Source organism: Mycobacterium sp. 1164966.3 (genome assembly GCF_001665395.1).
In the GTDB taxonomy this organism is placed as follows: domain Bacteria; phylum Actinomycetota; class Actinomycetes; order Mycobacteriales; family Mycobacteriaceae; genus Mycobacterium.
Genome location: NZ_LZSG01000019.1, coordinates 58,347 through 75,428, shown reverse-complemented (window position 1 = coordinate 75,428; position 17,082 = coordinate 58,347). Strand labels below are relative to the sequence as shown.

Annotated in this window: 12 protein-coding genes; all 12 read left to right on the top strand. The window is 66.3% G+C overall.

Translation table 11 applies throughout. From position 1 onward, the window contains the following. The first annotated feature begins 165 nt into the window (after nucleotides 1–165). Nucleotides 166–1,680, top strand: a complete 1,515-nt coding sequence (gene eccB / locus A9W99_RS06680; protein WP_067375070.1) for a type VII secretion protein EccB — start codon at nucleotides 166–168, stop codon at nucleotides 1,678–1,680. Continuing rightward, entirely contained in the window at nucleotides 1,677–5,843 is a 4,167-nt protein-coding gene (eccCa, locus tag A9W99_RS06675; protein WP_067375068.1) for a type VII secretion protein EccCa, read from the top strand. The genes eccB and eccCa overlap by 4 nt, the downstream gene beginning before the upstream one ends. Nucleotides 5,844–6,361: 518 nt before the next feature. Continuing rightward, nucleotides 6,362–7,528 (top strand): PPE family protein, encoded by a 1,167-nt coding sequence (locus A9W99_RS06670; protein ID WP_067375066.1) that lies wholly within the window; start codon nucleotides 6,362–6,364, stop codon nucleotides 7,526–7,528. 538 nt (nucleotides 7,529–8,066) lie between these two features. Beyond that, nucleotides 8,067–9,233, top strand: coding sequence for a PPE family protein (locus A9W99_RS06665; protein WP_067375064.1), 1,167 nt, complete (start codon nucleotides 8,067–8,069; stop codon nucleotides 9,231–9,233). A gap of 252 nt (nucleotides 9,234–9,485) precedes the next feature. Beyond that, on the top strand, nucleotides 9,486–9,785 hold the full coding sequence (locus A9W99_RS06660; protein WP_067375062.1) for a PE family protein: 300 nt from the start codon (nucleotides 9,486–9,488) through the stop codon (nucleotides 9,783–9,785). 9 nt (nucleotides 9,786–9,794) lie between these two features. Further along, nucleotides 9,795–11,009, top strand: a complete 1,215-nt coding sequence (locus A9W99_RS06655) for a PPE family protein (protein ID WP_067375060.1) — start codon at nucleotides 9,795–9,797, stop codon at nucleotides 11,007–11,009. Between the two features lie 395 nt (nucleotides 11,010–11,404). Further along, nucleotides 11,405–11,704 carry a PE family protein gene (locus A9W99_RS06650; RefSeq protein WP_067375059.1) on the top strand — a complete coding sequence of 100 codons (300 nt, stop codon included), beginning with the start codon at nucleotides 11,405–11,407 and terminating at the stop codon, nucleotides 11,702–11,704. 252 nt (nucleotides 11,705–11,956) lie between these two features. Further along, nucleotides 11,957–12,253 carry a WXG100 family type VII secretion target gene (locus tag A9W99_RS06645; RefSeq protein WP_067375057.1) on the top strand — a complete coding sequence of 99 codons (297 nt, stop codon included), beginning with the start codon at nucleotides 11,957–11,959 and terminating at the stop codon, nucleotides 12,251–12,253. 50 nt (nucleotides 12,254–12,303) lie between these two features. Further along, a complete protein-coding gene (locus tag A9W99_RS06640) occupies nucleotides 12,304–12,588 on the top strand; it encodes a WXG100 family type VII secretion target (protein ID WP_067375055.1) in 285 nt (94 codons plus the stop codon). An 82-nt stretch (nucleotides 12,589–12,670) separates the two neighbouring features. Continuing rightward, nucleotides 12,671–13,573 (top strand): ESX secretion-associated protein EspG, encoded by a 903-nt coding sequence (locus A9W99_RS06635; protein WP_067375051.1) that lies wholly within the window; start codon nucleotides 12,671–12,673, stop codon nucleotides 13,571–13,573. Nucleotides 13,574–13,765: 192 nt separating this feature from the next. Continuing rightward, complete coding sequence (eccD, locus tag A9W99_RS06630; protein WP_067375050.1) at nucleotides 13,766–15,277, top strand: type VII secretion integral membrane protein EccD; 1,512 nt, start codon at nucleotides 13,766–13,768, stop codon at nucleotides 15,275–15,277. Next, nucleotides 15,255–17,069 (top strand): type VII secretion-associated serine protease mycosin, encoded by a 1,815-nt coding sequence (mycP, locus tag A9W99_RS06625; RefSeq protein ID WP_067375048.1) that lies wholly within the window; start codon nucleotides 15,255–15,257, stop codon nucleotides 17,067–17,069. The genes eccD and mycP overlap by 23 nt, the downstream gene beginning before the upstream one ends. The last annotated feature ends 13 nt before the right edge of the window (nucleotides 17,070–17,082 follow it).

Sequence of the window (17,082 nt, the reverse complement as noted above, 5' to 3'; positions counted from 1 at the left end):
GCAAGAGGCACGGGAAAAGTGCGCGCACTGTCGCGTGGCGAGGTCTGTGCAGGTGCCTTACGGTTATCGATGTGATTTGCGCTCGCAATGAATATCGAGGCCGAAATGCGGGCCAAAGCCCCAGTCAATTTTCAGGCGCTATAGCAAACCGGACGGTGAATAAACGTGGCGGATGAGAGTCGCGGGCGACGGGGAACCGGGTACGGCCTCGGGCTGTCGACTAAAACCCAGGTAAGCGGCTACCAGTTCCTTGCCCGCCGCACGGCCATGGCCTTGACCCGCTGGCGAGTGCGGATGGAGGTCGAACCCGGCCGTCGCCAGATACTGGCGGTGGTGGCGTCGATTTCGGCGGCAGTTGTCATCTGCCTGGGGGCGCTGCTCTGGTCGTTCATCAGCCCGTCCGGCCAGCTGAACGAGTCGCCGATCATCGCCGACCGCGACTCCGGCGCGCTTTACGTCCGCGTCGGCGACCGGCTGTACCCGGCGTTGAACCTGGCCTCGGCGCGGCTGATCACCGGGCGTCCGGACAACCCGCACCTGGTTCGCGGCAGCCAGATCGCCGGCCTGCCGCACGGTCCGTTGGTGGGCATTCCGGGCGCGCCGTCGTCGTTCGCGCCGAAGACCCCGACGTCGTCGTCGTGGTTGGTCTGCGACAGCGTGGCCACCTCGACAGGCGCCGGATCCTCCCAGGGAGTGACGGTGACGGTGATCGACGGCTCCCCCGAACTCAGCAACCACCGACGGGTGCTGACCGGGTCGGACGCGGTGGTGCTCAGCTATGGCGGGGACGCCTGGGTGGTTCGGCAGGGGCGCCGTTCGCGGGTGGACCCGACGAACCGGGCGGTCTTGCTGCCGCTCGGGTTGACACCGGAGCAAGTCAGCCAGGCCAAGCCGATGAGCCGAGCGTTGTTCGACGCCCTGCCCGTCGGACCCGAATTGGTTGTGCCAGACGTGCCGAACCTGAATGCTCCCGCGGCTTTCCCGGGCGCTCCCGGACCGGTGGGGACGATACTCGTCACACCGCAAATCAGTGGGCCGCAACAGTATTCGCTGGTTCTGACCGATGGCGTGCAGACGCTTCCGACGCTGGTCGCCCAGATTCTGCAGAACGCCGGCGGACCTGGGAACGGCAAGCCGGTGACCGTGCAACCGGCTGCCTTGGCAAAAATGCCGGTGGTCAACAAGCTGGACCTCTCGTCGTATCCGGAGAATCCGCTGGAAGTGGTGGACATCCGGGAAAATCCGTCGACCTGCTGGTGGTGGGAGCGCAGCGCAGGGGAGAGCCGGGCCCGCGTCCAGGTCGTGTCCGGACCTACCCTGCCGATCCCGACGTCCAAATTGGGCAAAGTGGTGAAGCTGGTGCGGGCCGAGGCGACCGCAGCGGACCAGGTCTACTTCGGCTCCGACTATGCGAACTTCGTCGCCGTCACGGGCAACCACCCGGGGGCGCAGACGACGGAGTCGCTGTGGTGGATCACCGAGGCGGGCGCGCGGTTCGGGGTCGACGCCAGTAAAGAAGCCCGCGAGGCACTGGGTTTGAAATCGCAGCCGAGCCTGGCGCCGTGGGTGGCTCTGCAGCTGCTACCGCAAGGACCGACGCTGTCACGAGCTGACGCGCTGGTGATGCACGACACGCTACCGAAAGACATGACACCTCAAGAACTGGCGGTACCCAAGTGAAACGTGGTTTTGCCCGGCCGACACCGGAGAAGCCTCCGGTAATCAAGCCGGAAAACATCGTCCTGCCAACGCCGCTGAGCATTCCGCCGCCGGAAGGCAAACCCTGGTGGCTTATCGTGGTCGGCGTCTTGGTGGTCGGCCTGCTGGTCGGCATGGTCGGCATGACCTTCGCCAGCGGCTCGCACGTGTTCGGGGGCGCAGGCTCGATCTTCCCGATCTTCATGATCGGCGGCGTCGCCATGATGATGTTCGGCGGCCGGTTCGGTGGCCAGCAGCAGATGAGCCGCCCGAAGCTGGACTCGATGCGCGCCCAGTTCATGCTGATGCTGGACATGCTGCGCGAAACGGCGCACGAGTCGGCCGACAGCATGGACGCCAACTACCGGTGGTTCCACCCGGCCCCCAACACCCTGTCCGCAGCCGTGGGATCGTCGCGGATGTGGGAGCGCAAGCCCGACGGCAAGGACCTCAACTTCGGAGTGGTCCGCGTCGGCGTGGGCATGACGCGCCCCGAGGTGACCTGGGGCGAGCCGCAGAACATGCCGACCGACATCGAGTTGGAGCCGGTGACCGGTAAGGCGCTGCAGGAATTCGGCCGCTATCAAAGCGTCGTGTACAACCTGCCGAAGATGGTTTCCCTGCTGGTCGAGCCCTGGTATTCGCTGATCGGGGAGCGCGAGCAGGTCTTGGGGTTGATGCGCTCGATCGTTTGCCAATTGTCGTTCTCGCACGGGCCCGACCACGTGCAGATGATCGTCGTCAGTTCCGATCTCGACGAATGGGACTGGGTCAAATGGCTTCCGCACTTCGGTGACCCCAAGCGTCAGGACGCGGCGGGCAATGCGCGGATGGTCTACAGCTCGGTGCGCGAATTCGCCGCCGAGCAGGCCGAATTGTTCGCCGGCCGTGGGTCTTTCACGCCGCGGCATGCCAGTTCGTCGGCGCAGACCCCGACGCCCCACCACGTCATCATCGCCGATGTCACCGATCCCCAGTGGGAGTACGTGATCAGCGCCGAGGGCGTCGACGGGGTGACCTTCTTCGACCTGACCGGCTCCTCGATGTGGACTGCTGTTCCGGAGCGGACGTTGCGGTTCGACGAAAAGGGCGTTATCGAGGCGCTGCCCCGTGACCGCGACACCTGGATGGTCATCGACGACAAGCCCTGGTTCTTCGCCCTCACCGATCACCTCAGCGGCGCGGAGGCGGAAGAGTTCGCGCAGAAGCAGGCCCGCTGGCGCCTGGCCGAGGCCTACGAAGAGATCGGCCAGCGGGTTGCCCAGATCGGCGCCCGGGACATCATGTCCTACTACGGAATTGACGATCCCGCGGATATCGACTTCAACTCCTTGTGGGGCAGCCGCGCCGACACCATGGGCCGGTCCCGGCTGCGCGCCCCGTTCGGCGTTCGGTCCGACAACGGCGAATTGCTGTTCTTGGACATGAAATCCCTCGACGAAGGTGGCGACGGCCCGCACGGCGTCATGTCGGGTACGACGGGTTCGGGTAAGTCGACGCTGGTGCGGACCGTGATCGAGTCGCTGATGCTCGGCCACCCGCCGGAGGAACTGCAGTTCGTCCTGGCCGACCTCAAGGGTGGGTCGGCGGTGAAGCCGTTCGCCGGTGTGCCGCACGTGTCGCGGATCATCACCGACCTCGAAGAGGACCAGGCGCTGATGGAGCGCTTCCTGGATGCGCTGTGGGGTGAGATCGCCCGCCGAAAGGCCGTATGCGACAACGCCGGCGTCGATGACGCCAAGGAATACAACGCGGTACGTGCCCGCATGCGCGCCCGCGGTCAGGACATGCCACCACTGCCGATGCTCGTGGTGGTTATCGACGAGTTCTACGAATGGTTCCGCATCATGCCCACCGCGGTCGACGTCCTCGACTCGATCGGCCGGCAGGGCCGCGCCTACTGGATCCACCTGATGATGGCGTCGCAGACCATTGAGAGCCGCGCGGAAAAGCTCATGGAGAACATGGGGTACCGCTTGGTTCTGAAAGCGCGCACCGCCGGGGCAGCGCAGGCCGCCGGCGTACCCAACGCGGTGAACCTGCCGGCACAGGCCGGATTGGGATACTTCCGCAAGAGTCTCGAGGACATCATCCGGTTCCAGGCCGAGTTCCTCTGGCGGGACTACTACTCACGCGGGGTCACCATTGACGGCGAGGAAGCACCGGCACTGGTGCACAGCATCGATTACGTTCGCCCGCAACTGTTTACCAACTCGTTCACGCCGCTCGAGGTGAGCGTGGGAGGCCCGGAATTAGAGGCTCCGGTGCACGGCAATGGCGAGGTGCTCGAAGCCGGCGACGTCGATGAGGACGAGGACGAGGAAGGAATCCGGACGCCGAAAGTCGGCACGGTGATCATTGATCAGCTGCGCAAGATCCAGTTCGAGCCGTACCGGCTGTGGCAACCGCCGCTGACAACGCCCGTCGCCATCGACGATTTGGTCAACCGGTTCCTGGGCCACCCCTGGCAGAAGGACTACGGCTCGGCGCGAAACCTGATTTTCCCGATCGGCATCATCGACCGGCCGTTCAAGCACGACCAGCCGCCGTGGACCGTCGACACCTCCGGGCCGGGTGCCAATGTGCTGATCCTGGGCGCCGGCGGTTCGGGCAAGACGACCGCCCTGCAGACGCTGATCTGCTCGGCCGCCCTGACCCACACCCCGGAACAGGTTCAGTTCTACTGCCTGGCCTACAGCAGCACGGCGCTGACCACGGTGTCCCAGTTGCCGCACGTCGGCGAGGTGGCCGGCCCGACCGACCCGTACGGCGTGCGCCGGACGGTGGCCGAACTGTTGGCGCTGGTCCGCGAGCGCAAACGCAGCTTCCTCGAATACGGAATCGCGTCGATGGAGATGTTCCGGCGCCGCAAGTTCGGCGGTGAGCCCGGCCCGGTCCCCAACGACGGGTTCGGCGACGTGTACCTGGTGATCGACAACTACCGGGCGTTGGCCGAAGAGAACGAAGTGCTCATCGAGCAGGTGAACCTGATCATCAATCAGGGCCCGTCGTTCGGTGTGCACGTAGTGGTCAGCGCCGATCGTGAATCCGAGTTGCGGCCCCCGGTGCGCAGCGGTTTCGGCTCCCGGATCGAGCTGCGACTGGCCGCGGTGGAGGACGCCAAGTTGGTGCGATCGCGGTTCGCCAAAGAGGTTCCGGTCAAGCCGGGACGCGGCATGGTGGCGGTCAACTACGTGCGCCTCGACAGCGACCCGCAAGCGGGGCTGCACACGCTGATCGCCCGGCCGGCGTTGGGCGCCACGGCCGACAACGTCTTCGAATCCGACAGTGTGGTGGCGGCGGTCAGCCGGCTCGCGACCGGCCATGCGGCTCCGGTTCGACGGCTACCGGCCCGGTTCGGCGTCGAGCAAGTCCGCGAGCTCGCCGCCCGCGACACCCGCCAGGGCGTCGGCGCCGGCGGAATCGCTTGGGCGATATCGGAGCTGGACCTGCAGCCGGTCTATCTGAACTTCGCCGAGAACGGGCACTTGATGGTGACCGGGCGACGCGAATGTGGCCGGACCACGACGCTGGCCACCATCATGTCCGAAATCGGCCGGCTGTACGCGCCGGGAGCCACCAGCGCGCCGCCGCCGCCGGCGGGCAGGCCGTCGGCTCAGGTCTGGCTGGTCGACCCACGCCGCCAGCTGCTGACCGCGCTGGGCTCCGAATATGTGGAGAAGTTCGCCTACAACCTGGACGGCGTCCAGGCGATGATGGGCGAACTGGCCGCGGTGCTGGCCGGACGTGAGCCACCACCGGGCTTGTCAGCGGCGGAGTTGTTGTCGCGGTCTTGGTGGAGCGGTCCGGAGATCTTCCTGATCGTCGACGACATCCAGCAGCTGCCGCCAGGGTTCGATTCGCCGCTGCACAAGGCCGCTCCCTGGGTGACCAGGGCAGCCGATGTCGGGTTGCACGTAATTGTCACCCGCACCTTCGGCGGCTGGTCTTCGGCGGGCAGCGACCCGATGCTGCGGGCGCTGCACCAGGCGAATGCGCCGTTGCTGGTGATGGACGCCGACCCCGACGAAGGCTTCATCCGCGGCAAGATGAAGGGCGGCCCGCTGCCCCGCGGCCGGGGCCTGCTAATGGCCGAGGACACCGGGGTATTCGTGCAGGTCGCCGCCACTGAGGTGCGGCGCTAGTCCCGCACCGGACTCGGCTTCACCCGCGCCAGCGCCGATCTCAGCGCGTCGATTTTCGGCGCCGCGAAAGCGTGGACATCTGCCGTTGATTACACATTTCTTAATTGCGTCCATATTTTAAGCAAACTGCGGGTTAATGTCTCCTTTCCGGCAGCCGACAAATGCACCGGTCGACCTGCTGTCGCCAAATGGTCATGCGGCTGGAAAATGACTTGAGCAGCCGAGCTGCGTAAAGCCGCGGTGACCTCGGGATGAACACCGGTTAGCCCGAAATTAGCCATGAATGAATAGTTGGCGTTGCGCGCGGCGTTGCGCGCAACAGCCCTCTAATCTCGCTATCGAACGATGTTGTGGACGCGGATTATCGAGGCAGAATGCGCATTTCGTTCGTGCGACGCAGAAATGCTGATGGCGCCGTCGCGTTACCGAAAACCATTTGTGACCGCTTCGCCATGCCGCAAGCACCGGATGCGGCGGCAGAGGCGGCCACTGTGATGTTGGCCAGTTAAGGAGGGGCGTTGTTCGACTTCGGGGTGTTACCGCCGGAGGTCAATTCGGGGCGGATGTATGCCGGTCCGGGGGCGGGGCCGATGTTGGCGGCCGCGGCGGGCTGGGACGGTCTGGCCGCCGAATGGGACACCGCCGCCCGCGGCTACGGCTCAATAGTCACCGAGCTGACCAGCGCGCCGTGGGTGGGGCCGGCCTCGACCGCGATGCTGGCCGTGGCAGCACCATATGTGGCCTGGATGAGCGCCACCGCCGCCGAAGCCGAGGAGACCGCCATGCAGGCGCGCGCGGCCGCGGCGGCCTATGAGGCGGCGTTTGCGATGACGGTGCCCCCTCCGGTGATCGCGGCCAACCGCGCGCTGCTGATGGCGTTGATCGCGACCAATTTCTTCGGGCAGAACACCGCGGCGATCGCGGCCACCGAGGCCCACTACGCCGAGATGTGGGCCCAAGACGCCGCCGCGATGTATGGCTACGCGGCCGCCTCGGCGACCGCCTCGGTATTGAGTCCGTTCGTGCCGCCACCGAACACCGTCAGTGCCGAAGGCGTGGCCGCCCAGGCCGCGGCGGTCAATCAGGCGGCAGCCACCCCGGCAGGGAACACCGCCTCGACGGTCTCAGCGGCGACCACAGCGGCGACCGGCACCACCGGGGCGGCGACCGGCGCCGCCACAGCCTCGAAGCTGCCGGACTGGGTCGTCGGCCCCAACGGGCTGATCGCCACCGTCTTCGGCGCATCGTCGGGCATGTGGACCGCGGAGACCTATTTTGCCTACGGCTCCGTGGGGTCGGTTAATTCGCTGCTGGGGTGGAGCGCTGGAATGCTGCCCGGCGCTCCTGCTCCTAGCCCCGCGCTCGGTGGAGCACTGCCGCCGCCAGGTGCCATCGGCGCCTGGGGCGCCCCGGTGGCTGCCAACTGGGGCCAGGCCGCCCGTGTCGGTGCCTTGTCGGTGCCCCAAACCTGGACCGCCGCCACACCCATCGCAGAAATCAGCCCGGTCGCCGAACCCGCACCCATCAGCAGCATCAACGCCGCCACCGCCTCCAATGCCGGAACATCGGGCCTGCTGCGCGGAATACCGCTATCCGGCGCCGGAACCGGCCGGCGCAGCGCCGGCTACGTCACCAAATACGGCTTCCGCTACAACGTGCTCACCCGATCACCATCCGCCGGATAGCACGACGCCGCCCTGCGGCGTACCCCTCGACAGATCTGTAGGGAGCTCAGCCGGCGCGGTCGCACTCGCGAGGGATTAATTACGGCCAGATTTTATCCGCAGATGTGGACAACAGTGATGGAATGCGTGGTTGCCAGAAAGTGAACACCGCCTTTCATCCGGGGTGTTGTCGCAGGTAAACGAGAGACGTGGTCCGGATCGCGCCAAGCCTGGCGGAAACGGAAAAACCTTCTCCGCCAAAGCTTGCGAGGTGTGGGAACCCGCGTATAGCGCTATGGCGATCTAGTATTCATAACCAGCGATGTTGCTGACGCTAAGGGGTTGTTGAGACAGAGTGCGCCGTTTAGTGGGGACGAGAAGTGCTGTTGCCGCTGAAGTTTCGGGCATCGGTTCTGCGAGTGGCTAAACCGGCGGTGCGGTGTGCTTCCGAAAGTTGTTCGCGCCGAAGTGAGATGGACGAGCCGGGGACTCTTCGTGACGTTTCCCTGACCGTCCCGTGGTCGGCGACGGGGCCACACGCAACAGCTGGGGGAGGATAGTGTTCGACTTCGGGGCGTTACCGCCGGAGGTCAATTCGGGGCGGATGTATGCCGGTCCGGGGGCGGGGCCGATGTTGGCGGCCGCGGCGGGCTGGGACGGTCTGGCCGCCGAATGGGACACCGCCGCCCGCGGCTACGGCTCAATAGTCACCGAGCTGACCAGCGCGCCGTGGGTGGGGCCGGCCTCGACCGCGATGCTGGCCGTGGCAGCACCATATGTGGCCTGGATGAGCGCCACCGCCGCCGAAGCCGAGGAGACCGCCATGCAGGCGCGCGCGGCCGCGGCGGCCTATGAGGCGGCGTTTGCGATGACGGTGCCCCCTCCGGTGATCGCGGCCAACCGCGCGCTGCTGATGGCGTTGATCGCCACGAATTTCTTCGGGCAGAACACCGCCGCCATCGCGGCCACCGAGGCCCACTACGCCGAGATGTGGGCCCAAGACGCCGCCGCGATGTATGGCTACGCGGCCGCCTCGGCGACCGCCTCGGTATTGAGTCCGTTCGTGCCGCCACCGAACACCGTCAGTGCCGAAGGCGTGGCCGCCCAGGCCGCGGCGGTCAATCAGGCGGCAGCCACCCCGGCAGGGAACACCGCCTCGACGGTCTCAGCGGCGACCACAGCGGCGACCGGCACCACCGGGGCGGCGACCGGCGCCGCCACAGCCTCGAAGCTGCCGGACTGGGTCGTCGGCCCCAACGGGCTGATCGCCACCGTCTTCGGCGCATCGTCGGGCATGTGGACCGCGGAGACCTATTTTGCCTACGGCTCCGTGGGGTCGGTTAATTCGCTGCTGGGGTGGAGCGCTGGAATGCTGCCCGGCGCTCCTGCTCCTAGCCCCGCGCTCGGTGGAGCACTGCCGCCGCCAGGTGCCATCGGCGCCTGGGGCGCCCCGGTGGCTGCCAACTGGGGCCAGGCCGCCCGTGTCGGTGCCTTGTCGGTGCCCCAAACCTGGACCGCCGCCACACCCATCGCAGAAATCAGCCCGGTCGCCGAACCCGCACCCATCAGCAGCATCAACGCCGCCACCGCCTCCAATGCCGGAACATCGGGCCTGCTGCGCGGAATACCGCTATCCGGCGCCGGAACCGGCCGGCGCAGCGCCGGCTACGTCACCAAATACGGCTTCCGCTACAACGTGCTCACCCGATCACCATCCGCAGGATAAGAGGAGGTTAATTTCAACCAAATTTTATGGGCCGGCGGGTTGTCCGATGTGTTGGCAAGCAATGACTTCATCGACGGAATTCGCGAGCGAACTACAGGTGAATTCCGCTTACCAGGACATGAACAGTAGTTGGCCGGGAATGAATAGTTGGCATTGCGCGCAACACCGTTCGGTGCAAGCGAAGTAACGTGACCACAGAATGACTTTCGCTGAAGGTGATTGAATTACTAGCCCATCGAGGGAGGAAATCAGATGTCGTTTGTGACGGCGCAACCGGAGGCATTGGCGGCGGCTGCCGCGAGTTTGCAAGGTATCGGCTCGGCAGTGAGCGCCCAGAACGCGGCTGCGGCAGTGCCGACGACAGGCGTGATTCCGGCGGCTGCCGACGAGGTGTCGGCGCTGACGGCGGCCCAGTTCGCCGCGCACGCCCAGATGTTCCAAGCGGTCAGCGCCCAGGCACAGGCCATTCACGAGATGTTCGTCAACACGCTGCGCACCAGCGCAGGGTCGTATGCATTCACTGAGGCGGCCAACGCGGTGGCGGCCAGGTAAGGACTGGGGATGGATTACGGGGCATTACCGCCGGAGATCAACTCCTTGCGGATGTATTCGGGGCCTGGCTCGTCCCCCATGGTCGCGGCCGCCGCCGCGTGGAACGGGTTGGCCGCAGAGCTGTCTTCGGCCGCAACGGCCTACGAAGCGGCGGTGACCACGCTGACCGACGACGAGTGGCTGGGTCCGGCGTCGGGTGCAATGGCTGAGGCGGCGAACTCCTATGTCACCTGGATGAACACGACCGCCGCTCAAGCCCAGGAGGCAGCCAGCCAGGCCAGCGCCGCGGCAGCCGCATATGAGAACGCGTTCGCGGCGACAGTACCGCCCCCGCTGATCGCGGCAAACCGTGCCGAGCTGTCGCAGTTGATGGCTACGAACGTCATTGGTCAGAACACAAACGCCATTGCGGCGCTCGAGGCGCAGTACGGCGAAATGTGGGCCCAAGACGCGTCGGCCATGTACAGCTACGCCGCCAACTCGGCGACCGCCACGAAGCTGACGACGTTCGCCTCGCCGTCCCAAACGACCAACCCCGCCGGGCAGGCGCTGCAATCCGCCGCGGTCACGAAGGCCGCCAGTACTTCGGCGGGCACGTCCGCGCAGACGACGTCTTCTGTGAGTGACGTGCTGCAGGGTCTGTCGCTGACCGGGACCGGGATCACGGGAACCTCAAACGGGTTCACGGTCGACCCGAACTCAATACTCGGTTCGATCCTCACCGGGATCGGCGGGAACAGCACGGTGAACCCGCAGTGGTTCATCACCGCCTTCAGGAACTTTGCCGGTCCCGCTTATAACGTGCTGGGCATGCCATATTTCTCGACCGGTATGGCAAACACCATGCTGTCCATCAGCAAGGGGCTGGCCCCGGCGGCCGCCGCGAAAGCCGGGGCGGAAGCCGCGGGCGCAGCTGCCGGGAAAGGTTTAGGCGGTTTGGGAGGACTGCTGGGCGGCGGTGGCCAGGGAGTGGCCGCGGGAATGGGCCAGGCGGCGTCGGTCGGCAAGCTATCGGTCCCGACCACCTGGTCCCCGCCCGTCGCGGCGCCGAGCCATGCCGCGCCGCTACCTATCAGCACGATCAGCGCGGCGCCCGAATCGGGAGCGGGAAACCTGCTGGGGGGAATGCCGCTCGCGGGTGTCGGCGGGGGCGCCGGCGCCAACAGCGGTCCGCGGTACGGCTTCCGGCCCACCGTCATGGCGCGCCCACCCTTCGCCGGATGACCCCGCACCGGCAGTTGCTGCGGTGACCACAGCGGTCACCGCGCACGCGGCGACTTCGCCCGCCGGGATGGGCCCGCGCGCGCCTGGCGGCAATGGGACCCGCGACGACGCTGTGCCCACCGCCGGGCCTAACCGGCGGGAGTTAGCCGGCGACGCGATTTTTATCCCACCAGAACCCACGGAGCTGGCCGTATGCACTGTAAAGATCTCGTTATCGGGGTCGCGAGCGGGCCGCGATCCAGGCGGAGCACTGTTACTGTGGCGTTACCGAAAGTGAATTCGCCGTACCGGCTGGTGAACACTTGCCGATTGGCGGCGCCGAAAACGACCTCGGACCGCGGAGTCATCTACTCTCTTGGGGGAGAGCGGTTGCTGACGAATGAGGAGGAAGCAACATGTCGTTCGTGACCACGCAGCCAGAAGCCCTGGCTGCGGCGGCCGGAAGCCTGCAGGGCATCGGTTCCGCCATGAACGCACAGAACGCGGCTGCGGCGGCCCCGACGACCGGGGTGGTCCCCGCTGCCGCTGACGAAGTGTCGGCGCTGACGGCGGCCCAGTTCGCCGCGCACGCGCAGATGTACCAGGCGGTCAGCGCGCAAGCCGCCGCGATTCACGAGTCGTTCGTGAACACCCTGACGACAAGTTCCGGTTCGTATGCGGCCACTGAGGCCGCCAATGCAGCCGCTGCCGGCTAGACCAGGCCGGCGAGGCAAGGGTTGCGACGGCAACCCCCAGGCAGTCGGTGATCTCGGGGATCGACTGCCCGGCGATGGAAGCGCCCGGGACGGTCTGCTTGACCGTGTTGGAACGGCCGGTGGCACCGGCGGCTGACAGAAAGGGGAGCGTAGTTAGTTTGCGGTTGGGCGGTTGCGTCATCGCGCAGTCGGCCCAGCCGTCGCCTTCCAGCACGACAATTCCAAGCAACTATTGACTGAGGAGTAATTCATATGGCAACGCGCTTTATGACCGACCCGCACGCGATGCGGGCGATGGCGGGGCGTTTCGAGACCCACGCCCAGACAGTTGAGGACGAGGCTCGCCGGATGTGGGCGTCGTCGCAGAACATCTCGGGTGCGGGCTGGAGCGGTGCCGCCGAGGCGACCTCCTACGACACCATGGGTCAGATGAACACGGCCTTCCGCAACATCGTGAACATGCTGCACGGTGTGCGCGACGGCTTGATCCGCGACGCCAACAACTACGAGCAGCAAGAGCAGGCGTCGCAGCAGATCCTTAGCAGCTAGCGGCAACAGCCGAAGCTGCCTACCCTTTCAGACGTTAGGAGAACATCGAGATGACAATTAACTACCAGTTCGGCGATGTGGATGCCCACGGCGCCTTGATCCGTGCCCAGGCTGCCTCACTGGAAGCCGAGCACCAGGCCATCGTCCGCGATGTGCTTGCTGCCGGTGACTTCTGGGGTGGTGCCGGTTCGGTGGCCTGCCAGGAGTTCATCACCCAGTTGGGACGCAACTTCCAGGTGATCTACGAGCAGGCCAACGCCCACGGCCAAAAGGTCCAGGCGGCCGGCAGCAACATGGCCAGCACGGACAGTGCCGTCGGGTCCAGCTGGGCCTAACAACCAACACCAGGCGCGGCAGCACACCATCCCGGTGTGCTGCCGCGTCCTGCAGTGTCCGAGCAATTCAATGAGGTAACTGATGGATCAGCAGAGCACCCGCACCGATATCACCGTCAATGTCGACGGATTCTGGATGCTCCAGGCGTTGCTGGACATCAGGCATGTAGCACCGGAGCTCCGGTGCCGGCCATACGTATCCACCGATTCAAATGACTGGCTGAACGAACATCCCGGGATGGCCGTCATGCGCGAACAGGGCATCGTCGTCAACGACGAGGTGAACGAGCAGGTCGCCGCCCGGATGCGGGTGCTCGCCGCACCCGACCTCGAGGTCGTCGCCCTGCTGTCGCGCGGCAAACTGCTTTACGGCGTCGTGGACGACGAAAACCAGCCGCCCGGTTCACGCGACATCCCCGACAACGAGTTCCGGGTGGTTCTGGCCCGTCGCGGCCAGCACTGGGTATCCGCGGTTCGAGTTGGCAGCGACATCACGGTCGACGACGTCGCCGTGTCGGACAGCGCCTCGATCGCGGCACTGGTGATGGACGGCCTGGAATCGATCCACCACGCCGAACCCGCAGCCATCAACGCCGTCAACGTGCCACTGGAAGAAATGCTGGAGGCGACGAAATCGTGGCAGGAGTCCGGATTCAACGTGTTCTCCGGCGGCGATCTGCGGCGGATGGGCATCAGCGCAGCCACCGTCGCCGCACTGGGGCAGGCGCTGTCCGACCCCGCAGCCGAGGTCGCCGTTTATGCACGGCAGTACCGGGATGACGCCAAGGGGCCAAGCGCCTCGGTACTGTCGCTCAAGGACGGTTCGGGGGGCCGCATCGCGCTCTATCAGCAGGCCCGCACGGCCGGATCAGGGGAGGCCTGGCTGGCCATCTGCCCGGCGACCCCGCAGCTCGTGCAGGTAGGTGTAAAAACGGTTTTGGACACATTGCCGTACGGCGAGTGGAAAACACATCGGCGGGTTTAACAGCCGCGTAACGAGATACCGAGTGCAACAACGTGTTCGAACGTAAAGTGCTCTCGAGATGCGAACGCGCCATACTTCTCTAGAATCAGCAGCAAAGTTGACACCAAAGATATCCACATCTACTCACCGCGAGGCGAGTACTCACCACGAGGCGAGCCACATGAATTCGGAATTGGCAGGGGGTGCACGGCGATGACGGCGGTAGCTGACGCGCCACACGCTGACATTGAGGGTATTGCGCAACCTCGGGCCGTCGTGGTCGGCATCATGGCCGGCGAAGGTGTCCAAGTAGGCGTTTTGCTGGATGCGAACGCCCCGGTTTCGCTGATGACCGACCCGCTGCTGAAGGTGGTCAACAGTCGGCTCAGGGAACTCGGCGAAGCCCCGCTGGAGACCACCGGGCGAGGCCGGTGGGCGCTGTGTCTGGTGGACGGCACGCCGTTGCGCGCCACTCAATCGCTGACCGAGCAGGACATCTACGACGGCGACCGGCTGTGGATTCGGTTCATCGCAGACACCGAGCATCGCTCGCAGGTGATCGAGCACATCTCGACCGCGGTCTCGACGAATCTGAGCAAGCGCTTCGCCGCGATCGACCCGGTAGTCGCGGTTCAGGTCGGCGCGTCGATGGTGGCGATCGGGGTGGGCCTTTCCGCAGCGCTGCTGAGCTGGTACCGCTGGCACCACCACTCCTGGCTGCCAACCGCGTTCGCGAGCGCGATCGCGGTGGTGGCGCTGGCCGTTTCAGTGCTGTTGTTGATCCGGGCCAAGACCGACCAGGATCGACGCGTCGGCGACATCCTGCTGATGAGCTCCCTCGCGGAGTTGACGGTGGCCGCAGCCACCGCCCCGCCGGGACCGCTGGGGTCCCCGCACGCACTGCTGGGTTCCGGAGTGCTCACCGTCGCGGCGATGCTGGCCCTGCGATTCACCGGTCGACGGCTCGGCATGTACACGGCGATCGTCACCGTCAGTGCGGTGGCGACGCTTGCGAGCCTGGCGCGAATGGTCGCGATGACCGGTGCCGTGACACTGCTCACCTGCGTGGCGCTGGCGTGCGTGGTGGCCTATCACGCCGCTCCGTCGCTGGCCCGCCGGTTGGCCGGCATCCGGCTGCCGGTGTTCCCGTCGGCCACCAGCCGATGGGTTTTCGAGGCGCGGCCCGACCTGCCCACCACCGTGGTGCGCTCCGGCGGCGGTCCGCCGGTCCTGGAAGGGCCGGCCTCGGTGCGCGATGTGCTCCTCCAGGCGGAGCGCGCGCGGTCGTTCCTGACCGGCCTGTTGGTGGGACTGGGCATATTGACGGTGGTCTCACTGACCGCGTTGTGCGATCCGCGTACCTTCCAGCGCTGGCTCCCGCTCATTCTGACCGGGTTCATCGCGGGCTTCCTGCTGTTGCGCGGTCGCTCATACGTCGACCGCTGGCAGGCGATCACACTGGCCGCGACGGCCGTGCTGGTGGTGGCCGCGGTGGTCACCCGGTACATCCTGGTGCTGTCGTCACCGCTGTCGTTGTCGATCGGGGTGGCGATCCTGGTGCTGCTGCCCACGGCAGGTATGACGGCCGCGGCAGTCGTGCCCAACACCATCTACAGCCCGCTGTTCCGCAAATTCGTGGAATGGATCGAATACCTTTGCCTGATGCCAATTTTCCCATTGGCACTGTGGTTGATGAATGTCTATGCAGCAATCCGGTACCGTTAGCGCGCGGAAATGGCGGGGCCGCGCGGCTCGAGCGACCACCGCCGCAATTCTGCTCACTTCGGGTGCATTGGCGGGCTTACCGCCCGTCTATGCGGTGACGCCCCCGCCAATCGACCCCGGCGCGGTGCCACCGGACGGTCCGCCCGGACCGGCCGCACCGATGAAGCAAAACTCTTACTGCACCGAGGTCGGCGTGCTGCCGGGAACGGACTTTCGGTCGCAGCCCAAGTACATGGAGATGCTCAACCTGTCCGAGGCCTGGGAGTTCGGCCGCGGCGCGGGGGTGAAGGTCGCCGTCATCGACACCGGTGTGACGCCGCACCCCAGATTCGCGCACCTGATTCCCGGTGGTGACTACGTGATGGCGGGCGGCGACGGATTGTCCGACTGCGACGCCCACGGCACCATAGTGGCGTCGATGATCGGTGCCGCGCCGGCGAACGGCGCGGCCGGCCCCCCGGCGGCACCGCGCAAGCCCGTCACTATCCCCACCACCGAACCACCGCCGAAAGCGCCACCGCCACAGACGGTTACGCTGTCGCCGCTGCCTCAGACCGTGACAATGGTCCCCGCGCCGCCGCCCTCGCCGTCGGAAGGCGGTCCGGCAGGTGGCGGTCCGGGAGGTGGCGGGCCGGGAGCTGGAAATCCGGGCGCGCCGGGCCTCCCCGGCCTGCCGGGGCAGGCGCCGTCCGCCAATCACGGCGGCGGCACGGTGACGGTCCCGGCCTACTCCGGCGGTGGGCGAGTGGTCAGCGTCGGTGGTCCCCGCCCGCTGGATCCCGCGCCCAAGCCACCGCCGCCGGCGCCCCCGCCTCCAGCGCAGTCCGCGCCGGACGCTTTCAGCGGAATCGCCCCGGAAGCGGAGATAATCGCAATCCGCCAGTCCAGCAACGCATTCGGCCTGAAGGATCCCTACACCGGCGACGAGGATCCGCAAACGGTGCAGAAGATCGACAACGTCCAGACCATGGCGCGCGCGATCGTGCATGCAGCGAACATGGGCGCGTCGGTGATCAACATCTCCGACGTGACCTGCATGAGCGCGCGCAACATCGTCGACCAGCGCGTCTTGGGCGCTGCCGTGCACTACGCGGCAGTCGACAAAAACGCCGTCATCGTGGCGGCGGCCGGCGACAGCAACAAGAAGGACTGCAAGCAGAATCCGCTCTACGATCCATTGCAGCCCAAGGATCCTCGCGGCTGGAGCGGTGTCACCACCGTCGTCACGCCGTCGTGGTTCAGCGACTATGTCCTCACGGTCGGGGCGGTGGATTCCAACGGCGCGCCGATGGGCCAGTCGAGCATCGCCGGCCCGTGGGTCTCGATCGCGGCACCGGGAACCGATGTCATCGGACTCTCGCCTCGCGACGACGGTCTGATCAACGCGATAGACGGTCCGGACAACTCGTTGCTGGTGCCGTCGGGCACCAGCTTTTCCGCCGCGATTGTGTCCGGGGTGGCTGCGCTGGTCCGCTCCAGATTCCCCCAGCTGACCGCATACCAAGTCGTCAACCGGCTGGTCCGCACGGCCCGGGCACCCGCTCGGGGTGTGGACAACCAAGTGGGCCACGGTGTCGTCGATCCGGTGGCAGCACTGACCTGGGATGTGCCCGAAGGGCCACCGAAGCCGCCGACGAAGCTATCGACGCCGATGAACGTGCCGACCCCGCCCGCTCGTCGGGATATGGTGCCGGTGTGGGTGGCGGCCGGGGGATTGACCGGGGCGTTGTTGATAGGTGGCGCGATATTCGGTACGGCATCGTTGATGCGACGATCGCGGAAGCAGCAGTAGGGGCGGAGCAACA